Here is a 19,643-nt window from a genome sequence, read left to right as displayed (position 1 = left end):
CATTGATAAAAAAGTCATTATGTGCTAAAATTTTCTTTGAATATTTGTTCAAAGAAAATTAAAAGGGGTAATAATGAAAGTAAACAGGTGTAAATTAGCAATTTTTTTAGCAAGTTTAATGTTAATGGCTTGCGGTGAGAAGGAAAAATCTATTATAGGTAAAGGAAATGGATTTTCTGGAGAGATTAAAGTAAATGTAATTACAAAAGGAGATAAGATTGAAAATCTTGAACTAGTTTCAGATAATGAAACTTCACATATAATGTCAAGATCATTTCCAATTTTAAAAGATAGAATCTTGAAAGCTCAATCTCCAATAGTTGATAGTGTATCAGGAGCAACATACACATCTTTAGGAGTTAAAAGAGCAGTAGCCGCAGCATTAAAAGAGGGTGGAAAAGATTTCGGTAGAATAACTGTAAAAACGGCAGGGCCAGAGCAACCAGTGGCATATTTAGAGCCAGTGTCTACAGATTTAGTTATAGTTGGTGGAGGACCAGCAGGTCTTGCAGCAGCAATATCTGCAAAAGAAGCTGGATTAAATAATATAATATTAATTGAAAAATTAGATATATTAAGTGGTAATGGAAAGTATGATATGAATTTCTATGATCTTATTAATTCAGAAGCAGAAAAAAAAGCAGGTGTGGAAGATTCTGTTGAGAAATTAATTGCTGATAATACAAACTGGATGGATACTCCAGAAAGAACTAGAGCTCAAGCAGAAGGAGCTTCAAAATTAGATTCTTGGTTAAGAGAAATGGGAGTAAAATTAAATCATTATTACGGAAAAAGAGGGCATATGGCTGAAAAGGATGCTTATGCTGGAGAAGAAGTACAAGATGGAATGGAAGCAAAAGCTAAGAGTTTAGGTATAGATATAAGAACGGGAACAAAAGGGACAGATTTAATAGTAGAAGATGGAACTATTAAAGGAGTTAAAGTTCAAAATGGAAATAACTTTTATGATATAAAAGCAAAAGCTATTGTAATGGCAACAGGAGGATTTTCGGCAAACAAAGAGTTACTAGCTAAGTACTCTCCAGGAACTGAAAAGTTACAAACTTCAAATCAACTTGGAGCAACAGGAGATTTTATTCCTGTATTTGAAGAGAATAATATGCAACTAGCCAATTTAGATGAACTAAATTTATTCCCATTTATAGTTAGAACTACTAGAGATCTAACAGGTGGTGGAGATGGCTTCATGTTAGTAAACGCAAATGGAGAAAGATTCTTAAACGAGAATATCTCTAAAAATGATAGATTTAAAGCTGCTCAAACAATATTAGCACAACCAGAAGGAAAAGCCTTTTATATATATGATCAAGCTTTATATGAAGCTAGCTATCGTTTACAAAAACATACAGCAAAGGGATATCATGTAAAAGCTGATACTTTAGAAGAGTTAGCACAAAAATTAGGTGTACCAGCAGATAAATTGATAGCTACAAGAGATCACTTTAATAAAGCAATACGTGGGGAAGAGCAAGATCCATTTAGAGCGAAACCATTTAAAAGAGAGTTTAGAACAGAAGGGCCATTCTATGGTGTTCAAGTTGAATCAGCTGTTCATATGACTAGAGGTGGAGTAGTAGCAAATGAAAAAACTGAAGTTTTAGATGTAGAAGGTAATGTAGTTCCAGGAGTATTTGCTGCTGGAGAAGTAACAAATAGTAGCGCTGCATATAGTGCTGCAGTTATATTTGGACGTATTGCAGGAGAAAATGCAGTTAAATTTATAAATCAACAATAAAAAAAAGGGTTGCATAAACCCTTTTTTTATATATCTATGACTTTTCCATTTTCAAAAGAAATAATACGATCACACATATACTTTACAACATTTAAATCATGAGATATAAAAATATATGTTAGATTTAATTTTTGTTGTAGCTCAACTAAAAGATTTAGAATTTGAGCTTGAACAGAGATGTCTAAAGCGGAAACAGATTCATCTAAAACAATAATTTTAGGATTTATAAGTAAGGCAGCTAAAATTAGAACCCGTTGTTTCTGTCCTCCACTTAATTGGTTAGGATATTTATCTAAATAATCTTTTGATAAACCAACTAATTCTAACATAGAAAGTATTTTTTTTAGTCGTTCATTTTTAGGGTAATTTAATACAGCTAGTGGTTCTTCTAAATGCCACTTAATATTTTTTCTAGGATTTAGAGAAAGATATGGATCTTGTAGAACCATTTGAACATCTTTACGAAATTCTAAAATTTCATTCTTGTTATAATCAAATATATTTTTATTTTTATATATAATCTCTCCAGAATTAGGGGATAAAAGTAAAAGCAGAATTTTACCAAAGGTACTTTTTCCACATCCACTGGGACCTACAATTCCAAGTGTTTCTCCTTCAAAAATGTCAAAATTAACATTATCCAAAATCATAGAGTTTTTAAACTTTTTATTTAAATTTTTTATTTTAAAAATTATTTTATTTTTCATAATTTTTTTTCCTTTATAGGATTTATGCACCTAATTCCTTTATTATTTTTTTCATCTAAAATGTAGTCAATTCTATTTTTTTTACAATTTTCTGTAACTTCAGGACATCTAGGAGAAAAAAAGCATCCTTCAATATTATCATTTATATTTGGAATTCCACCTTTCATCACTTTAATCGGTTCTCCTTTTCTGAAGTTTTCGGGAAGAGAATCTAAAAGCCCTTTGGTATAGTGATGGCGTGGATTTAAAAAGATATCATGTGTACTACCACTTTCTACGATTTGTCCAAAATACATAATTAAAGCATTATCAGTAAAATTTTTAATAATATCTAAATCATGAGAAATTAAAATAATAGAAGTTTGGTATTTTTTTTGAATATCTTTTAAAAGTTTTAAAATTTGTTCTTGAGTATTTTTATCTAAGGCAGTTGTTGGTTCATCAGCAATAATAATCTTTGGATTATTAGCGATAGCCATAGCAATACCAATTCTTTGACCTTGTCCACCACTAAGTTCATGGGGATATTTGTGATATATTTCTATAAAGTTATCTTTAAATCCTACATCTGATAAAACTTCAAAAGTCCTATTAAGCCTTTGATTTTTATCTAAATTTTGATGTTTTTTAATTACCTCTGAAATTTGTTTTCCAACTTTCATTAAAGGATTTAATGAACTAATTGGATTTTGAAATACAATAGAAAAACTATTACCTCTAATTTCTTCTAACTCTTTTTCTGAAACATTGCAAAGATTTTTATTTAAAAAGCAAATAGAGCCTTTTGAAATTTTTAAATCATCAGACAATAGATTTAAAAGACTCATAGCAGTAACAGTTTTACCACTACCACTTTCACCAACGATTCCTAAGACTTCACTTTTTTTTAAAGAAAATGAGATTTCATCCACAACAACTCTATTAACTTTAGAAATTTCTTCTATAGAAAGATTTTTAACATTTAAAATAACCATATTTATATATACTCCTATTTCTTTATATACTCTTTGATACCTTCACCAAGTAAATTAAAACCAATAGCAACTAAGCTTATTAAAACTCCGGGAACAAAAGCATAGAATGGATTTGTTGTAATATATTCTTGTGCTCTATAAATAATCTCTCCCCAAGTAGGTTCAGGAGGATTAGCTCCCATTCCTAAATAACTTAAGCTAGCTTCTGTTAAAATTGCAGTTGAGAAAGATAATGCACCAACAACAATTATAGTGGAAAGAATATTTGGAAAAATATGAGAAAAAATAATTTGAATTTCTTTAACACCAATTATTTTAGCCCAAGTTATATATGGTAGATTTTTAATTTCCATAACTTTACTTCTACTAATTCTAAAAAAAGTTGGGATATTTAAAATACCAATTGAAATTGCAGTATTTTTGAGATCTTTTCCAAATATAGTAATAAAAACTAATAAAAATAAAATAGATGGAATAGATACAAACGCATCAACTATTTTTGAAAGAATTTCATCAATCCAATTTGAAAAATAGCCAGAGATAGTACCTAAAAAACTTCCGATAATACCACCGATAAGAACAGAAATAAAACCAACATAAAAAGCTCCTTGAGAAGCAATCATTACTCTTGACAAAATATCTCTTCCCAATTGATCAGTTCCTAATATGTGAGTAAAAGATGGTGGTTTTAATCTATTTAATTCATCAATTAAATAAGGATTATAAGGTGTCCAAAATATACTTAAAATCATAAAAAAGAAAAGAACACCAATGATAGATAAACCAACTTTTAGATTTGTATTTTTAGATACATTCATCTTTTTTCTCCTCCTTTTCTAATTCTTGGATCAATAATAGAATAAATGATATCTATAATAAAATTTATTAAAATAACAGAAAAACTTATATATAGAACTATTCCTTGAACAAGAGGATAATCTTTTCGATTGATTCCTTCCATTAAAAGAGTTCCTAATCCAGGTAGAGCAAAAACATTTTCAATAACAATAGTTCCTGTAATAAGATAAATAGTAATCATTCCAATTACAGTAACAACACTGATTAAGGAGTTTCTAAATATATGATTTTTATAAATTTCATTTTGATTCAATCCCTTGCTCTTTGCAACTCGAACATAATCTTTTGAGCTTTCTTCAATCATACTATTACACAAATAATGACTTACTAAAGGAACTTTACTTATACTAAGAGTAAGTATTGGAAGAATAAGTGATTTCATAGATTTAATAGGATATCTATCCCAATTAATACTTCCTAACGTCGGTAAAAGTTTTAGTTTTAATGAAAAAATATACATTAAAACTATAGCAGTCCAAAAGGCGGGTATTGAAAAACCAATTTGAGAAAAAACTTTTAAAAATTTAAAAGTTTTAAGCTTATGATTTTTAGCTAAAATAGTTCCTAAAGGTATAGATGTGATTAATACAACTATTAAAGTAGAAACTGTAATTATAAAAGTAGTTAAAAATCTTGATTTTATTAATTCAACAACCGTATAACTAGAGTAAGAAAAAGAATGTCCTAAGTCTCCTTTTAGGAGTTGGAAACACCATTTAAAAAATCTTATATAAAGAGGAGCGTTTAGACCGAGCTCCTCTCTTAAACGAGCTTCTAATATAGGATCACTTTCAATTCCTAATCTAATTAAAACAGGGTCACCAGGTAAAAATTCAAAAAGTAAAAAAATAATTAAAGATACTATAAAAATAGTAGTAATAGCTGAAAAAATTTTTTTTAAATATATCAAAATTTTCACCTACTTACTATTCTTTTTTAATTTTATAGTTGAAACATCGATAAAAGCAAAAGGATATGTTTTATATCCAGTATATTTAGATGAAAGAGCTATAGCTACTCCTTGATCCATTAAATAAATAGATGCAATATCCTCATTTAATAAGGTTTGAATTTCTTTATAAATATCAATTCGTCTACTAGTATCATAAGTTTCAGTAGCCTCTTTTAAAAGAAGATCAACTTTTTGATTTGAATAATTCCCCATGTTTGAAGAGTAATTTGTTTCGTATCTTTGAAGAATTCTTTGAGGGTCAGGATATCCAGCAACTCTTAAAAGTGCAGCTTCATATCTATGAGCTTTATAAACTTCTGGAAGATATTGTCCCCATGGAATTGGGTTAATACTTACATTAACACCAATTTTGGCTAAATCCTCTTTAATAAAAAGAGCAAGGTCATTTTCAAAAGTATTTTCTGAAATAGTTGTTAAAGTAAAACTTAAATTGGAATAACCAGCTTCTTTTAAAAGTTCTTTAGCTTTTTCAGGATTATAAGGGTAATTTTTTTCTAAACCATTCTTATAAAATTCCTTTAAATAAGGAGACATATGTGTATATAATTTTTCTGCTTTAGGTAAAGCTAAATTTTCAATAATTCGATCCATGTCAATAGCTTCCCAAATAGCTTGTCTAACTTTTTTATTTTGAAAAGCTTTAAAAGAGTTATTTAAATATAAAATGTTAACATCATTTCCTAAAGAAGATATGACCTCTATATTTTTATCTTTTGTTACTTCTTTTAAAGATTCTAAATTTAAAGGAAGAAAGTCAATTTCACCGTTTTTAAACGAAAGAAGTCTACTTGCCCCTTCTTTATAAATTTTGAATTCTACTTCTTCTATTTCAGGCACACCTAAATAATAGTTTTCAAAGGCTTCTAATACAATTTTTTGCCCAGGAATATATTCAACAAATTTATAAGGCCCTGCACCAATAGGATTTTTCTCAAGTTCATTTTCAGATATTCCTTTTGGAATAATAGAAACATCGGTAATGTTATATATATCAGAACTACTATGTTCACTATCTTTTATATTTATTTCGATAGTATTCTCATCTAAAACATTGATACTTTCTAATTTTTTATTCCATTCACCAACAATAACTTTACCTGTATTAATTCCAGAAACTCTTTCAAAAGAGTATTTAACATCTTCAGGAGTAATTTTTTTATTATTATGGAAGAAAATATCATCTCTTAGTTTAAAAATATAAGTTCTTCCATTATTTTTTATTTCATAAGATTTAGCTAAAGCAGGAACAAGAGTTTTAGAGTCGGGATCAAATTTAATTAATCCTGTGTTCATATTTCTAATAACCTCTTTAGTAGCTGCAGAAACATCAGTATCAGGAGCGATAGAGTTAAAACCTACTTTAATAGGAATTATTATTTTTGTTTTGTCTTCAACTTTTTCCTCCTTACATCCACTTAAAGAAAGTAGTGATATTGCTATTAAAGCAGCCATAATTTTCTTTTTCATAATGCCTCCAAAAATTTAATCTAAACTGTATTAAGTTTAACACAGTTTTACAAGAAATTCTACTTGTAGTATAGAAATAAAAAAATAAAGAATTTTTATATTTTATAAAATATGATAAAATATAGAGCAAAGATAAAAATTAAGAGGTGTAAGATGTTTAAAGATACATTATTAGACAATCTGACAATAGGAATACTAGTTTTAGATAATGATTTAAAGACTATATATTTAAACAAAAAAATGAAAAATATTTTAAAAGAGCAAAATATTGATAAAAAATACTTTAATTTTTCAATAAAAAATTTTAATACTATTGAAAATTATAAAATAAAAACTTATGAAATTAAAAAAAATAAGAAAAAATTTATTCAAATGGAATTTCATGAAACGATAGAAAGGTCTGAGTATAAGTTAGTTACTATGTTGGATACAGTTCAAGATTTTATATTTTATTTAGATTCAAAAGGAAGAATAGAATATTTTAATGAAGCTTATGCAAATTATCTTGGAAAATCATATTTAGAAATAATTGGTAAAAAAGAGAGTGAATTTTTTCCAAAAGAGATGGCAGAAAAATGTGAGGCAAACAATAGAAAAGCTTTAGATAATGGAAATTTTTATGAAGAAGAAAATTTTGAAGGAAGATGGTATCAAACATTCAAATCTAGAGTAGATTTAGGAAATAATAGTTATGGAATCTTAGGAATGGTTAAAGAGATTACAGCTTCTAAAAAGAAAACACTTGATTTAAAAGAGAAAGTATACAAGGATATTTTAACAGGAATATATAATAGAAATTTTTATGAAGAGAAGATGAATAAACTTTTAGAAAATAAAAAAACGAAGATTTTTTCTATGATGCTTTTAGATATTGATAAATTTAAAAAGATAAATGATGATAAAGGACATGATGTTGGTGATTTAGTCTTAAAAAAAATTGCAGAAATTTTAAAAAGAAACGTAAGAAAAAGTAATGACTTTGTAATAAGAATCGGCGGCGATGAGTTAGCGGTAATAATAGATGGAAATTTAAAAGAGCTAGAAAAAATTTTAAAAAGAGTGGAAAAAGACATTTTAAAAGAAAATTTATTAGGTGATTTAAAATTTAATATTAGCGTTGGTTTAGCGGAAAGAGAGCAAGAGGAAAATTTAAATAATTTATATAAAAAAGCAGATATAGAGCTTTATAAAATGAAATATAAAAAGCAAGGAGCTACTAATGAGTCGAATAAAGTTATTTAGAATTATTTCTATAGCAATAATGATTTTAATCTTTTGGTTTTCACATCAAAATGGTGAAGAATCATTGAAACAATCAAATTTTATACTTCAATATTTAAAAGAATTTTTAGATATATTTAATTTAGGTATTAGAAAATTAGCACACTTTACAATATATTTAATATTAGGGAGTAGTTATTTTTTAAGTTTTAAAAGTTTAGATAAAAAATCAGTTATAATAAGCATAACCTTAACTTTTTTATATGCTTGTACAGACGAATTTCACCAGGGATTTGTACCTGGAAGAGGACCAGCTTTAAAAGATGTTTTTATAGATACTTTGGGAGGATGTTTAGGAATAGTATTGATATTTTTATTTTTTAACTCCAATAAAAAACCTATAATCAAATAGAATAAGAAAAATAATAGTCTGAGAATAAATCTCAGACTATTATAATATTATAAAGACATCGTTAATATTTCTAAAACATCTTTATAATTTAATTTTTTCATAGTTCCTATTGGTCCTAGTCTTGTTGCTCCAGTTGCCATTTCTTCAAATCTTGAACTATCAATTCCAATATCTGTTAAAGTAGAAGGAATCTCCAGAGAATCAAAAAATTCTCTTGTTTTTGTAATTACTTTTTTAGCAACTTCAAAATCATCTTCTCCAAAAATTCCCCAAACATTATTTGCATAATCTACAAATCTGTGGACATTTTCTTTATCAAGAACATACTCCATCCAATAAGGAGTTAAGATTCCTAATCCAACACCGTGAGTAATATCATACTTTGCGCTCAATTCATGTTCTATTTGATGAGTTGCCCAATCGGTAGATTCTTTTCCAGCAGATGTTAAACCATTTAAAGATAAAGAGCTTGCCCACATAATGTTAGCTCTTGCTTCATAATTAGTAGGATTATCATAAGCGATTGGAGCATAATGAATAACTGTTTTTAAAAGTCCTTCCATCATACGAGCTTGTAAATATCCATTTTTATCTGGAGAAAAATACTGTTCAAAAATATGACTCATTATATCAACAGCGCCTGCAGCAGTTTGGTATTTATTAACAGAAAAAGTATATGTTGGATCAAGTATAGAAAATACAGGTCTTAAAATGTAGCTATTAAATCCTAATTTTAAATTTTCTTTTACATTAGATAAAACACTATTTCCATTCATTTCACTTCCAGTTGCAGCAAGAGTTAAAATAGAAGCTACAGGTAATGCTTCAGTTAATAGGTCAAATTTTTTATCTACACAAAGATCTTTCCAAATATCTCCATGATATTTAGTTTGAGCAGCTATTCCTTTTGCACAATCGATAGTACTTCCACCACCAACAGCTAAAATTAATTCTAAATTATGTTTTCTACAAAGATCAGCACCCTCTCTAACGGTTTCAATTCTAGGGTTAGGATCAACTCCAGAAAGTTCAATAACTTCAATGTTTTCTTTAGTTAAAAATTTTATAACTTCATCATATAATCCATTTTTTTTAATACTATTTTTTCCATAAAGAAGTAAAATTTTACTTGCATGTTTTTTTACTTCTTTTCCTACATTTGATACTTGTCCTTCTCCGAATAGAACTCTCGTTGGAACATCGTAAATAAAATTTTTCATAATAAAAACCTCCTATAAAATTTTAATAAAATTTCTATCCTTAACTATGGTACCCTTATTAATATAAAATTTAATTATTCTAGTTAAGTTTCGATAGCTTATATTAAGCCTACCAGAAAGTTCATCTAGAGATTTAAAAGTTATTTCTCCACCATTATCCTCAAGATATTTTATAAAAATATCTTTTGCTTTTAAAGTACTTTTATAAAATATAGCTCTATTTGTATTTAAAAGTTTTTTATTTCCTTCAATAGCTAAAAATCTCCAAAAGTTAATATTGTCTTCGAGATAGTCTTTTGCTAATTGAAAAGGTAAAAGTATGACAATAACATCACTTTTAGCTACTACATCAAACAGAACTTCCTCTTTGTTAATATATTCAATATCCCCAAAAATTTCTAAAGGTCTAAGTATATTTAAGCATATTTGATTTCCATTATCAAGAATACAGGAAACTTCAACAGTTCCTTCTACTATAAAATAAATACTATTAGTTCCTTTGTGAGCTTCTAAAATGTATTCTCCTTTTTTATAGTGCTTTATTAGTAATTTTTCATGAACTTCTTTAATTAAAATATCGTCTAAATTATAAGAGGTTATATATTGTTCTATTTTTTTCATAAATTCTCCTTAATGGGCCAATTGTCCTATCTATTATATAAGAATTTATATATCATAAAAATAGAAAAAATGCTAGAAAAATATATAAAATATGAAAATAAAACGAGGTGGAGTATGAGAGCGGTAGATATTATTCAAAAAAAGAGAGACAATATTGAGTTAACATCTGAAGAGATGAGCTTCTTATTAGGAGAGTATTTACAAAATAAAGTTCCTGATTATCAAATGTCTTCGTTTCTAATGGCAGTTTATTTTAATGGAATGACAAAAGATGAATTAAAAGTATTTACAGAACTTATGATGAATAGTGGGGAAGTTATAAAGTTTGATGGAATAGAAAAGTTTTTAATTGATAAACATTCAACAGGAGGAGTAGGAGATAAAACTACTATCGCTTTAGCGGGATTATTTGCAGCTTTTAATATAGGAACTGCAAAGCTTTCTGGAAGAGGTCTTGGACATACTGGAGGAACAATAGATAAATTTGAAGCTATTCCTGGTTTTGTTTTTCCAGAAACAAGAGATGAATTGGTAAAAATGGTAAATAAAGTTGGAACAGGTATTATGGGTTATTCAGATACAATAGTTCCTTTAGATAAAAAATTATATTCTCTTAGAGATGTAACTGCAACAGTATCAAGTATACCTTTAATAGCAAGTTCTATTATGAGTAAAAAGTTAGCAGTTTATGCTGATGGAATCATTTTAGATGTTAAAGTTGGTTCTGGTGCATTTATGAAAAACTTAAAAACAGCCGAAGAGTTAGCAAAAACTATGATTGATATTGGAGATTCTTTTGATAGAAAAGTGGTAACTTTACTAACAGATATGGATCAACCACTTGGATATGCTGTTGGAAATGCCAATGAAATAATAGAAGCGATTGAAACTTTAAAAGGAAGAGGTCCAAAGGATTTTACTGAGCTTGTAGAAACAATAGTTGCAACTGCTCTTCAAATTAAAGGGGATGTAAATTCTTTGGAAGAGGGTAAAGAAAAAGTAGCAGAAGTTATAAAAAATGGAGCTGCAATTCAACACTTAAAAGATTTCATAGAAGCAGCGGGAGGAAATCCAAAATTAGTTGATGATTATACATTACTTCCAAAGTTTAAATCAGAATATGAATTTAAATCTAAAAAATCAGGATGGATTTCTAAGATTGAAGCAGAAGAGATTGGAAAGGCTGCAATGGTTTTAGGAGCTGGAAGAGCAACTAAAGATGATATAATTGATCATTCTGTTGGAGTTCTATTAACTAAAAAAGTTGGAGACTATGTTGAAGCAGGAGAAGTTTTAGCTTTTGTTCAACACAATGATAAAAATTTAGAGTCATCTATTAGATTTTTAGAAGGTGCTTATACAATAGTGGATGAAAAAGTGGAAAAAAATAAAGTAATTCTAGAAATTTTATCTAATATTGGGTTATAATAAATACAAAGAATATTTTAGGAGGAAAAATGAATTTAAGTAAATATATTGATCACACAGTATTAAAAGCTACAACAGAACCAAAGGATATTATAAAATTATGTGCAGAAGCTAAAGAGCATAAATTCTTTTCAGTTTGTGTAAATGGATGTTATGTTGAATTAGCAGCAAAAGAACTTGCAGGAACAGATGTTAAAGTTTGTGCTGTAATTGGGTTCCCTTTAGGAGCTATGTCAACAAAGTCAAAAGTTTTTGAAGCAAAAACTTGTATAGAAGATGGAGCATCTGAAATTGATATGGTTATCAATATTGGAATGTTAAAAGCTGGTGAGACAGAGTATGTTAAAAATGAAATAGCTGCTATTAAGGAAGCTATTGGAACAAATGTATTAAAGGTAATAATAGAGAATTGTTATTTAACTGATAATGAGAAAAAAATAGCGACTCAGTTATGTTTAGATGCAAAGGCTGACTTTGTAAAAACATCAACAGGTTTTGGAACAGGTGGAGCTACTTTTGAAGATATAATGTTGATGAAAGAGATTGTTGGAGATAAAGCTGAATTAAAAGCTGCTGGAGGAGTAAGAGATTTAGCAACTGCAGAGAAGTATATATCTTTAGGTGTAACAAGATTAGGAACAAGTTCAGGTGTTGAATTAGTGACAACTGGAACTGCTGATCCAAATAAATACTAATTATGAATCAAGATTACTTAAGTAGTTCATTAACAAAGGAGTGCTTAGATAATTTATTAAGAGTTTCTCAATGCCAAGAGTTTAAGCAGGGAGAAACTCTTTTTTTAGAGCACTCATTTTGTGAAAATATATATTTCATTATTAGTGGAAATGTTACAGTATATAAAGATAATTCAGATGGAAAAAGAAAAATAATCTATTTGCTGGGAAAAGATTCATTTTTAAATGATACTATGGTATATGATGAATCACAAAAGACAAGTGTTAGTTGTGATGCTTTTACTGATGTTAAAGTGATGATTATTCCAATAAAAGAGCTTAAAAGATTAATTTTAAAGTATCCAGATTTAGCTATCTTAATGATAAAATCTCTTTCAAAAAAAACAAAACGATTATATAGACAATTAAAAAATACAACAACTATCTCTATGGATAAAAGAATTGCTGCAAAATTATGGAAGTTAGCAAAAGATTTTGGATATGAACACAAGGAATTTCATGGTTTTACAGTAAAAGTAAATAACACCTATTTGGCAGATATGTTAGGAACTAATAGGGAAACAGTTTCAAGAGGTATAAAAAAACTTAAAGAGTTAGGCCTTGTAAAAGTTGAAAATGGACAAATTTTTATTTTAAAAAAAGAAATCAGAGATTTTTATAGACGTTAAAATAAAAAATAGGAATACTCCTATATTTGTGGTATAATTATGAGTAAAATTAAAAAAAAATAGGAGGAACAAATGACAAATAATGACGTTCTAAGAAGAGTTAGATATGCTTTAAGAATAAATGATAAAGCTATGATGGAAGTTTTCAAATTAGGAGGAATGAATATCTCTTTAGAAGAGTTAACAGCTCTTTTAAGTAAGCCAGAAGATGAAAACTTTAAAACTTGTAACAATAAAACTTTAGATGTATTTTTAAGTGGACTTATAACTTATAAAAGAGGACCGCAAAAAAATGCTCCAGAAAAAACTGAGGAAGTACCAAATAATAAAAATATAAATAACTACATCCTAAGAAAATTAAAGATTGCTTTAGCTTTTAGAAGTGAGGATATGATAGATGCATTTAAGACTGGTGGAATTAACATGTCTGAATCAGAATTAAGTGCAATTTTCAGAAGACCAGATCATAAAAATTACAGAGAAGCTGGAGATAAATATGTTAGAGTATTTATTAAGGGAATCACTGAACTTTTCAGAGGAGAAAAATAATAAGATTACAAATTGATCTTAAAAAAATTTATTTTTTGTCAATATAGAAATGTGTGACTAGAGTCACACATTTTTTTCTATATAAAGTAATAGAATGAGATACTAGTATAAAAACAGTTGTATAAGAGGTGAAGAGATGAAAAAATTATTAACAAATGATGAATTTAATACAGCATTATTAAATTTATCAAAAGAGTATGATATCTATGCTCCAGTTACACTTCCTTTTAAAGGAACGTTCTCTGATACTGATTTAGTTAAATATGAGAAGATAACTAAATTAGAAGAGATCAATCTAAAAGATAAAAGTTACTATTCAGCTAAAGAGATTCTACTACCTATAAGACAAACAATATTTTACTTTAATGAAAATGAGTTTAAAAAGCCAGAAGGAAGAACAAAAAAAGCTTTAGTTTTATTAAGAAGTTGCGATCTTCATGCTATTGAAAGAGTAGATAATATATATTTAAATAACAAATTTGCAGATGAGTATTATGCAGATGCAAAAAAAATGGTTAAATTTGCAGTTATTGGCTGCCCAGGAAAAGGATGGGAGAGCTGTTTCTGCGCTTCAATGGGAACAAATACAACAGAGAATTATAACTTAGGTCTTACATTTAAAGATGGTGCAGTTTATACTCATATAAAAGATGAAGAGTTAAACGAGTTCTTTAATGACGGAAAAGATGAAGAGTTTCAAATGGAGTTTGTAACAGAAAATGTTGAAAAAGTTACAGTTCCTGAAAATATAGAGTTAGAAGATATTATAAATGATGAGATGTGGAGAGATTACGATAGATGTATTAAGTGTGGAAGATGTAATTTTGTTTGTCCTACTTGCACTTGTTTTACAACTCAGGATATTTTTAATAGAGATAACTCTAAAACTGGAGAGAGAAGAAGAGTTTGGGCTTCTTGCCACGTAGATGGGTTTTCAACTATGGCTGGTGGACATGAGTTTAGACAAAAATCTGGAGACAGAATGAGATTTAAAGTTATGCATAAAATATCTGATTATAAAAAAAGATTTGGAACACATATGTGTATTGGATGTGGAAGATGTGACGATGCTTGTCCAGAGTATATCTCTTATATAAACTGTATAAATAAACTATCTAAAAAGTTAGGTGATAATAATGAGTAATATATATATGCCTGAAAGAGGAGAAATTTTATCAATAGTTCAAGAGAGTCCAATTGAGTGGTTATTTAAAGTTAAAACAACTATAAAACCAGCTCCAGGACAATTTATACAACTATCTATTCCTATGGTAGGAGAAGCACCGATATCTGTTGCTAATTATAATCACGATGAGGAATGGATTGAGTTTCTAATAAGAAAAGTTGGAAAAGTTACTGATGCAATATTCAATCTTCAACCAGGAGATTCAATATTTTTAAGAGGAGCTTATGGAAATTGTTTCCCTATGGAGACATACTCTGGAAAAAGAGTTATTGTAGTTGCTGGTGGAAGTGGAACTGCTCCCGTAAGACCATTAATAAAGCATTTTATAGATGATGAGAATACAAATATTGAGCTAATTTTTGGATTTAAAGATCAAGAATCTATTCTATTTAAAAAAGAGATAGATGAGTGGAGAAAAAAAGCTCCAATGATTTTAACTGTAGATAAAGGTTGTGGAATTGATGGAGAATGTGTAGGACTTGTAACTGAGTATATTCCTCATCTAAAAATGTATGAAAATTTTGATAATTTAGAAGTTGTTATAGTAGGGCCTCCTATGATGATGAAATACTCTGCATTAGAGTTTTTAAAGTTAGGAATTCCAGAGGACAAAATTTGGGTTTCTTTTGAAAGAAATATGTCTTGTGCTGTAGGAAAGTGTGGACATTGTAAAATTGATGAAACATATGTTTGTTTAGAAGGACCTATATTTAATTATGTAAAAGCTAAAACGCTTTTAGATTAGGAGGAGACCATGGCTTTAGAGTTAAGTAGAAAAAGTTTTACAAAAAATGCGTATAGAATAACAAAAGATAGAAAAAAAACAGCTTTAAGAGTTAGAGTTCCTGGTGGAGAGATAACGGCAGAACTACTTTTAAAAGTTTCTGAAATAGCTTCAAAATATGGAAACGGAAAAGTTCATATAACAACTCGTCAAGGATTTGAAATTAAAGGTATTGATATTACAAAAATTGATGAAGTAAATAAAGAGATTCAAGTTTTAATTGATGGTTTTGATATTAATCAACCAAATGGAGAGGGAAATGGATATCCAGCAGCTGGAACAAGAAATATAACAGCTTGTATTGGAAATAGTGTTTGTCCTAAAGCTCAATATAATACGACAAACTTTGCTAAAAAAATAGAAAAAGAAGTTTTCCCTAATGACTTCCATTTTAAAATTGCTTTAACAGGATGTCCCAATGATTGTATCAAAGCAAGAATGCATGACTTTGGTATTATTGGAATGACTATGCCTTTATACGAAAAAGAGAGATGTGTTTCATGCGGAGCATGTGTAAAAAAATGTAAAGGATTATCGACAGGTGCTTTAAGAGCAGAAAACTATACAGTTATAAGAGAACATAGTAAATGTATAGGGTGTGGAGAGTGTGTTTTAAACTGTCCAACATCATCTTGGGTTAGAGATGAGAAAAAGTATTATAGACTTGCCATTATGGGTAGAACAGGAAAGAAAAATCCAAGACTTGCTGAAGATTGGATTTTATGGGCTGATGAAGAGAGCATAATAAAAATTATTAAAAATACATATAGATATGTAGATACATATATTAACAGAGCACTTCCAAAAGAACACATCGGATATATTGTTGATAGAACAGGATTCAATGAGTTTAAAAAGTTTGCATTAGAAGGTGTTAACTTAGAAGAGGTAGCAATTGAAAGAAATATGGTTAACTGGAACGGAATTATCTACTCTGGTGCTGAAAATGATATTGGTAAATAATTAAACTGAATAAAACTGTAGAAGGAGTAAAATCAATCTACAGTTTTTTTATTGACTTAGAGTTTACTCTAAGTGATATAATATTTTACAGTTTAAAAATTAGCTCACTAAAATGGAGGAACGATGATTTGGATTTTACAAAGATTGCTATTATTAATACTTCCTATATTAGGAGTAGCGTATATTTTTTATAAAATATATGGAAGCTTATGGTATTTTCTTTTTATACCAATTTTTACTTTTTTACCTTTTGTTCTTTTTTATTTTTATCGAAATAAAAGGAGTGTATCTTTAGAAATTTTTTTAGGACATTATCTATTTTATCTTAACTATATAATATTTGGAGCTTTAATTCTTTTATCAATTGCCCTTGTTTTTAAGATGTTTTCAATTGATATATTAAAAGAGGTTAGTTACAGAAAGACGAGTTTTCATGTTTTTATGATTTTTAGTTTAGGTATTCTGTCAATTTTAGGATATAAAAACTTTAAAAATATTGCTGTAGAAAATTATGAAACACCAAAAGAGATAATTAAAAATGAAAAAAACTTAAAATTTGCTTTTATAAGTGATGTTCATTTAAATGGGAAATTTGATGGGAGTAAATTAAAAACAGCTTTTGAAAAAATGAAAAATGAGGATGTTGAATTAGTTCTTATAGGTGGAGATTTTTTAGATAATTCATATAAGAGTGTAACAGATGATATTAAAAGTATAATTGATGAAACGAACTTTAAACATGGAATTTATTTAGTTTTAGGAAATCATGAATACTATGGTGGAATAGATGGAAATATTGAATATATAAAAAATCTTGGAATAAATATTTTAAGAGATGAAATAGTAGAGATTGAAGGAATAACAATTGTAGGAAGAGATGATAGATATAATAAAAAGAGAAAATCGTTAGATGAACTTTTAAAAAATATCGATAAAAAAAGTTCTGTTATAGTTATTGATCATAATCCTCAATCTTTAAAAGAGTTAGGAAATGAAAAAGTAGATTTATATTTGTCAGGTCATACACATAAAGGGCAACTATTTCCTTTTAATTTAGTAGTAGATTATATGTATGAAAACTCTGGTGGGTACAGAAAAATAGGAGAGACACATACATATGTAAGTTCAGGATTGGGAACTTGGATGATTCCATATAGAATTGGAAGTAGTAGTCAGATAATGATTTTTAAATAAAATTAATAAAAGAGATAACTTTATTATGTAATGGAGTTATCTCTTTATATATTGTTTGAAAAATTATTTTTTTATATAGTTATTTACAATAGAAAGGATATCGTTACCGTATTTTTCAAATTTAGCTTCACCAATTCCATTTATTTTTAGAAGGTCATCTTTTTCTTTAGGTTTATAATTACAAATATCAATAATAGTTTTATCAGAAAAAATTATATAAGATGGAACATGATTATCATGAGCAGTTTTACTTCTATATTCTGATAGAAGATTAAATAGCTGTTCTCCACCAGGAATAAGAGGTAAAGAAGTTTTTTTATCGTTGAATTTTTCTTTTTTCATAACAGAATCATTATCATTACTTAAAACTTTCATAGATAAAGTTTCTTTAGATTTTATAAAAATATAAGCACTCTCTTTTAATTTTAAAAGTGGGTATTTACCCTCAGTACTTTCAATAAAATCACTTCCTATAAGGTAATCCATAACTGTTTTTATATAGTTAGAGGATTTGTCTTTTAAGCACCCATATGTAGACTGTTCATTTAAACGATTTTCTCTAATTCTTGCGTTGTTAGAACCTTTTAAAATATCTAAAATTAGCTTTGCGCCATATTTATTATTCAATCTTCCAACACATGAAATGATTTTTTGAGCTTCAATAGTTATATCAATAAGTTCACCTTTATTTTCACAATTTCCACACATTCCACAGTTCTCAGCCAAAGGTTTATTTTCAAAATAGTTTACAATGTATTCAATAAGACAGCCGTTAGTTCTAGTATAATTTTCCATAGCAGAAAGTTTACTGTATCTAACTTTAGCTATTTCTGGAGATAAATTTTCATTTTCAATGAATAATTTTTGAATAATAATATCTTTAGGATTATAAAGTAGAATACAACTTGAAATAAGACCATCTCTACCGGCTCTACCAGCTTCCTGATAATAACTTTCAATATCTTTTGGTAGGTTATTATGAATAACCCATCTTACATTGGATTTATCAATACCCATTCCAAAAGCATTGGTTGCGACAATTATTTTACATCTATCTAAAAGAAAATCCTCTTGATTACTCATTCTCTCATTATCAGAAAGACCAGCGTGATATTTAGCAACACTCTTTTCTTTAGAAAGAAATTCATAAATTTGTTCACACTCTTTTCTTGTAGAAGTATATATTATTCCACTTTCCTCAGGGTGTTCTTCAATAAATTTTTTTATAAATTTAAGGTTATCTACATTTTTGAAAACAGAAAACTTTAAATTATCTCTTTTAAATCCATTTTTAAATATAGTTGCTTCAATATTTAAACTTTCTAAAATATCTTCAGTAACTTCAGGAGTAGCTGTAGCTGTAAAAGCTGATATTACTGGATTACTATTTATATCTTGGATAAAATTTTTAATGTTTTTATAGCTAACTCTAAAGTCATGTCCCCACTGAGATATGCAATGAGCTTCGTCAATAGCGATTTGAGATATATTAATATTTTTTATTACTGATAAAAATCTAGAATTCTCTAATCTTTCAGGTGCAATATAAATTATTTTGTATTTATTAAAAAGAAGAGCATTATAAATAATCTCACATTGTGAATTTGAAAGACTACTATTTATAAATACAGAAGGGATACCATTTTCATTTAAAGCATCAACTTGATCTTTCATAAGTGATATTAAAGGAGAAATGACAATAGTAACTCCTTCAAAAATTAAGGCTGGTATTTGAAAACATATAGATTTTCCACCACCTGTTGGCATAATAGCTAGAGTATCATTTCTTTGTAAAATATTTTTAATGATATCATGTTGTCCCTTTCTAAACTCATCATATCCAAAGTATTTTTTTAGAATTAAATTTTCTTTTGCTGTTAATTTATTCATATATCCTCCTGGGATTTTATTTATTACAATATTATTATATTATATCACTAAAAATAAAAAAGGTACCTATTTTATTT

19 protein-coding genes are annotated in these 19,643 nt (G+C 27.8%); 11 read left to right on the top strand and 8 right to left on the bottom strand.

All coding sequences use genetic code 11. From position 1 onward, the window contains the following. Nucleotides 1-73 precede the first annotated feature (73 nt). Complete coding sequence (locus MKD34_RS10410) at nucleotides 74-1,756, top strand: FAD-binding protein (protein ID WP_240221482.1); 1,683 nt, start codon at nucleotides 74-76, stop codon at nucleotides 1,754-1,756. Between the two features lie 26 nt (nucleotides 1,757-1,782). On the opposite strand, the gene MKD34_RS10405 is transcribed toward MKD34_RS10410, so the two are convergent. The 5 genes from MKD34_RS10405 to MKD34_RS10385 are packed head-to-tail and all read right to left on the bottom strand — an operon-like array spanning nucleotide 1,783 to nucleotide 6,735. Next, complete coding sequence (locus tag MKD34_RS10405) at nucleotides 1,783-2,463, bottom strand: ABC transporter ATP-binding protein (RefSeq protein WP_240221474.1); 681 nt, start codon at nucleotides 2,461-2,463, stop codon at nucleotides 1,783-1,785. Beyond that, a complete protein-coding gene (locus tag MKD34_RS10400) occupies nucleotides 2,460-3,437 on the bottom strand; it encodes an ABC transporter ATP-binding protein (protein ID WP_240221472.1) in 978 nt (325 codons plus the stop codon). The genes MKD34_RS10405 and MKD34_RS10400 overlap by 4 nt, the downstream gene beginning before the upstream one ends. A 14-nt stretch (nucleotides 3,438-3,451) precedes the next feature. Beyond that, nucleotides 3,452-4,255 carry an ABC transporter permease gene (locus MKD34_RS10395; protein ID WP_240221470.1) on the bottom strand — a complete coding sequence of 268 codons (804 nt, stop codon included), beginning with the start codon at nucleotides 4,253-4,255 and terminating at the stop codon, nucleotides 3,452-3,454. Next, the gene (locus tag MKD34_RS10390) at nucleotides 4,252-5,205 is read right to left on the bottom strand and encodes an ABC transporter permease (RefSeq protein ID WP_240221468.1); all 954 of its coding nucleotides are present in this window, start codon (nucleotides 5,203-5,205) and stop codon (nucleotides 4,252-4,254) included. The genes MKD34_RS10395 and MKD34_RS10390 overlap by 4 nt, the downstream gene beginning before the upstream one ends. 9 nt (nucleotides 5,206-5,214) lie before the next feature. After that, entirely contained in the window at nucleotides 5,215-6,735 is a 1,521-nt protein-coding gene (locus tag MKD34_RS10385) for an ABC transporter substrate-binding protein (protein WP_240221466.1), read from the bottom strand. 153 nt (nucleotides 6,736-6,888) lie between these two features. Here MKD34_RS10385 and MKD34_RS10380 point away from each other — a divergent pair, with 153 nt between their 5' ends. Next, entirely contained in the window at nucleotides 6,889-7,977 is a 1,089-nt protein-coding gene (locus MKD34_RS10380) for a diguanylate cyclase (RefSeq protein WP_240221465.1), read from the top strand. Then, nucleotides 7,955-8,368 carry a VanZ family protein gene (locus MKD34_RS10375; protein WP_240221463.1) on the top strand — a complete coding sequence of 138 codons (414 nt, stop codon included), beginning with the start codon at nucleotides 7,955-7,957 and terminating at the stop codon, nucleotides 8,366-8,368. Before MKD34_RS10380 ends, MKD34_RS10375 begins: the two co-directional genes overlap by 23 nt. 47 nt (nucleotides 8,369-8,415) lie before the next feature. Here the strand turns inward: MKD34_RS10375 and MKD34_RS10370 are convergent, their stop codons facing one another. Next, on the bottom strand, nucleotides 8,416-9,588 hold the full coding sequence (locus MKD34_RS10370) for an iron-containing alcohol dehydrogenase (protein WP_240221461.1): 1,173 nt from the start codon (nucleotides 9,586-9,588) through the stop codon (nucleotides 8,416-8,418). Nucleotides 9,589-9,600: 12 nt separating this feature from the next. Beyond that, nucleotides 9,601-10,209 carry a Crp/Fnr family transcriptional regulator gene (locus MKD34_RS10365; protein WP_240221459.1) on the bottom strand — a complete coding sequence of 203 codons (609 nt, stop codon included), beginning with the start codon at nucleotides 10,207-10,209 and terminating at the stop codon, nucleotides 9,601-9,603. A gap of 114 nt (nucleotides 10,210-10,323) precedes the next feature. Between MKD34_RS10365 and MKD34_RS10360 the strand changes: the two genes are divergently transcribed. The 8 genes from MKD34_RS10360 (at nucleotide 10,324) to MKD34_RS10325 (ending at nucleotide 17,676) form a co-directional block, all read left to right on the top strand. Then, nucleotides 10,324-11,637, top strand: a complete 1,314-nt coding sequence (locus MKD34_RS10360) for a thymidine phosphorylase (RefSeq protein WP_240221457.1) — start codon at nucleotides 10,324-10,326, stop codon at nucleotides 11,635-11,637. Nucleotides 11,638-11,666: 29 nt separating this feature from the next. Further along, nucleotides 11,667-12,332 (top strand): deoxyribose-phosphate aldolase, encoded by a 666-nt coding sequence (deoC, locus tag MKD34_RS10355; RefSeq protein WP_240221455.1) that lies wholly within the window; start codon nucleotides 11,667-11,669, stop codon nucleotides 12,330-12,332. Between the two features lie 2 nt (nucleotides 12,333-12,334). Beyond that, a complete protein-coding gene (locus tag MKD34_RS10350) occupies nucleotides 12,335-13,000 on the top strand; it encodes a Crp/Fnr family transcriptional regulator (protein ID WP_240221453.1) in 666 nt (221 codons plus the stop codon). Between the two features lie 72 nt (nucleotides 13,001-13,072). Beyond that, entirely contained in the window at nucleotides 13,073-13,549 is a 477-nt protein-coding gene (locus MKD34_RS10345) for a YehS family protein (protein WP_023050322.1), read from the top strand. Between the two features lie 136 nt (nucleotides 13,550-13,685). Then, entirely contained in the window at nucleotides 13,686-14,693 is a 1,008-nt protein-coding gene (gene asrA, locus MKD34_RS10340) for an anaerobic sulfite reductase subunit AsrA (RefSeq protein WP_240221451.1), read from the top strand. Continuing rightward, nucleotides 14,686-15,480, top strand: coding sequence for an anaerobic sulfite reductase subunit AsrB (gene asrB / locus MKD34_RS10335; RefSeq protein WP_240221442.1), 795 nt, complete (start codon nucleotides 14,686-14,688; stop codon nucleotides 15,478-15,480). The genes asrA and asrB overlap by 8 nt, the downstream gene beginning before the upstream one ends. Before the next feature lie 9 nt (nucleotides 15,481-15,489). After that, complete coding sequence (gene asrC, locus MKD34_RS10330) at nucleotides 15,490-16,482, top strand: sulfite reductase subunit C (protein WP_240221431.1); 993 nt, start codon at nucleotides 15,490-15,492, stop codon at nucleotides 16,480-16,482. A gap of 123 nt (nucleotides 16,483-16,605) precedes the next feature. After that, a complete protein-coding gene (locus MKD34_RS10325; RefSeq protein ID WP_240221421.1) occupies nucleotides 16,606-17,676 on the top strand; it encodes a metallophosphoesterase in 1,071 nt (356 codons plus the stop codon). Between the two features lie 63 nt (nucleotides 17,677-17,739). On the opposite strand, the gene recQ is transcribed toward MKD34_RS10325, so the two are convergent. Further along, the gene (recQ, locus tag MKD34_RS10320) at nucleotides 17,740-19,566 is read right to left on the bottom strand and encodes a DNA helicase RecQ (RefSeq protein ID WP_240221419.1); all 1,827 of its coding nucleotides are present in this window, start codon (nucleotides 19,564-19,566) and stop codon (nucleotides 17,740-17,742) included. Between the last annotated feature and the right edge of the window lie 77 nt (nucleotides 19,567-19,643).

It is taken from the genome of Cetobacterium somerae (genome assembly GCF_022430525.1).
Classification (GTDB): Bacteria; Fusobacteriota; Fusobacteriia; order Fusobacteriales; family Fusobacteriaceae; genus Cetobacterium_A.
This window is presented reverse-complemented; position numbering and strand designations above follow the sequence as displayed.